This window comes from Acetobacter suratthaniensis (genome assembly GCF_017377745.1).
GTDB classification, from domain to species: domain Bacteria; phylum Pseudomonadota; class Alphaproteobacteria; order Acetobacterales; family Acetobacteraceae; genus Acetobacter; species Acetobacter suratthaniensis.
This window is the reverse complement of record NZ_JAFVMG010000043.1, coordinates 1-2,256: the sequence shown is the minus strand read 5'-3', so window position 1 is coordinate 2,256 and position 2,256 is coordinate 1. Positions and strand designations below refer to the sequence as shown.

The 2,256-nt window shown below is 60.5% G+C and carries 3 protein-coding genes; all 3 read left to right on the top strand.

The genetic code is table 11. The annotated features are described in order from the left end of the window. Positions 1-197, top strand: a 197-nt coding sequence (locus tag J2D75_RS14185) for a hypothetical protein (protein WP_207855438.1), incomplete at its 5' end; no start/stop codon positions are given. A 38-nt stretch (positions 198-235) separates the two neighbouring features. Beyond that, positions 236-430 carry a hypothetical protein gene (locus tag J2D75_RS14180; RefSeq protein WP_207855437.1) on the top strand — a complete coding sequence of 65 codons (195 nt, stop codon included), beginning with the start codon at positions 236-238 and terminating at the stop codon, positions 428-430. Between the two features lie 97 nt (positions 431-527). Further along, a partial coding sequence (locus J2D75_RS14175; protein WP_207855435.1) for a recombinase family protein occupies positions 528-2,256 on the top strand: 1,729 nt, incomplete at its 3' end.

The following is a 2,256-nucleotide window of genomic DNA, read 5'->3' as shown; positions in this document are numbered from 1 at the left end:
ACATGACGGCGATTGCCGGCTGTCTGCTCAATGCACAAGCAGACAGCCGGCCTGGAGACGCGAATCCATTAAAAACCCACCATGACATACACCCCTCCCCCGCCTGCCCGTTGATGTTTACTCATCCATCCCATTACTTACGCAAACACCGCCGATTGCCGCATCACGTGATTTTCGCCTTTTCCACGACTGTATGACATCGCCCAATGGCTCCAGGCCTCCCTGGAGAACCACCATGAATACGCGATACAGACCTTCTCTGATCGAAATCATTCTACCTAGCGGCGATGTCGATCCACACCTAACGGACGTGAGCGTCCTACGTCTGGCCCGGCTGATCGGTCGGCAGATGGCCCGTGAGGAATACGAACGCCAGAGGCGTCATGGACATCGTGGCAGACGAACATTGAAACTCGCCCGGAAATCGTGATCGTCAGACGATCCGAATTGACTACCGCCCGGAGGGCAAACCAGAGGTAAGCTTTTTCGCCTTCTCCAACCCGAAAGACACTGCCCGGAGTCCTGCCATGATCCGCGTCGCGCTCTATGCCCGCTATTCCTCCGACAACCAGCGCGCCGCGTCGATCGACGACCAGTTCCGCATCTGCCGCGCCCACGCGAAGCGTGAAAAATGGAAGGTCGTGGATACCTACCATGACGCGGCAATATCCGGCGCCAGCATGATCCTGCGCCCCGGTATCCAGACCCTGCTTCAGGATGCACGGCGCGGTCATTTCAGCATCGTGCTGGCTGAGGCGCTGGATCGCATCTCCCGTGATCAGGCTGACGTCGCCACCCTGTTCAAACACCTGAAATTCGCCGGCGTGACCATCGTCACGCTCTCGGAAGGCGAAATCAGCGAACTGCATGTCGGCCTGAAGGGCACGATGAACGCCCTCTTCCTGAAAGATCTGGCCGCCAAGACCCATCGCGGCCTTCAGGGCCGGGTCGAGGCAGGAAAATCCGGCGGTGGCCTGTGCTACGGCTACAAGGTCGTCCGCCAGTTCGACGCCCATGGCGAGCCGATCCGGGGTGACCGGGAGATCGAGCCGGCCGAAGCCGCCGTGGTCAAACGGGTCTTCCGGGATTTCGCCGCTGGCGTCAGTCCGCGCCTGATCGCACGCACCCTTAACGACGAAGGCGTCCCCGGTCCCCAGGGAAACCCGTGGGTCGACACCACGATCCGGGGTCACGTCCAGCGTGGTACCGGTCTTATCAACAACGAACTCTATATCGGACGACTGGTCTGGAACCGCCTTCGCTACATGAAAAACCCCAGCACCGGCCGCCGGGTCTCACGGATGAATCCGGAATCTGAATGGATCATCAAGGATGTGCCGGAACTCCGCATCATTGACGACGATCTGTGGCAGGCGGTCCGACGCAAACAGGCAGAGATTGCCGCCAAATACGCGAACGTCATCACGGCAGTCAGGAAGTCGGCCGTGAACCGCCTCAATGGAACGCACCGCCCCAAGGCGCTGTTCTCCGGCATGGTGTTCTGTGGTGTCTGTGGCGGCACCTACTCCCTGCGCCAGAAGGACCGCTTCGCCTGCTCGAACCGCATCGCCCGTCGCGGTTGCACCACGACCGTCACCGTCGGGCGCGAAGAACTGGAAGAGCGCGTGCTGACCGGCCTCAAGGAAAGGCTGCTCGCGCCGGAGGCCGCAGCCGAGGCGATGCGCGCCTATGTCGAGGAAACCAACCGGCTGAATCATGAACGGCGCGCCAGCATCAGCGCCTGGAAAACGGAGCTGGGCAAGATCGAGAAAGGCGTGAAAGGCATTTTCGACGCGATCGAGAATGGTCTTTACGACGAAGGCATCAAGCAGCGTCTGACCGAGTTGCGGCAGCGGGAACAGGAACTCAGGGCCAGCCTGAAAGAGGCGGATGACGCCACGCCGGACATCCATCCGCAGGTCGCGGAGATCTTCCGACAGAAAGTCGAACGCCTCGCCGCCTCCCTCAACGATCCGGAGGACCGGCCGGAAGCGACACAGGCGCTACGGGCGCTGATCGAAAAGATTGTGATCACACCGGGCCGCAAGCGGGGAGAGTCCTTCGCGGTTCTGCACGGCGAACTGGGTCGCATTCTGCGTTTCACCGCGCAGAAAGGCGCTGAAACGACAAAGGCCCGGGCGAATGCCGGGCCTTTGTGGAACTCAGTGGTTGCGGGGGCAGGATTGCTTCTCAGCTTGCGACAACCGCAAGTTGAGAGCAAAGCGGGATTAACAGGCTGTTTTAATGAACTTTTTT

Coding starts and splice junctions, on each gene's coding strand:
- J2D75_RS14180 (WP_207855437.1), top strand. CDS start 236: ATGAATACGCGATACAGACCTTCTCTGATCGAAATCATTCTACCTAGC.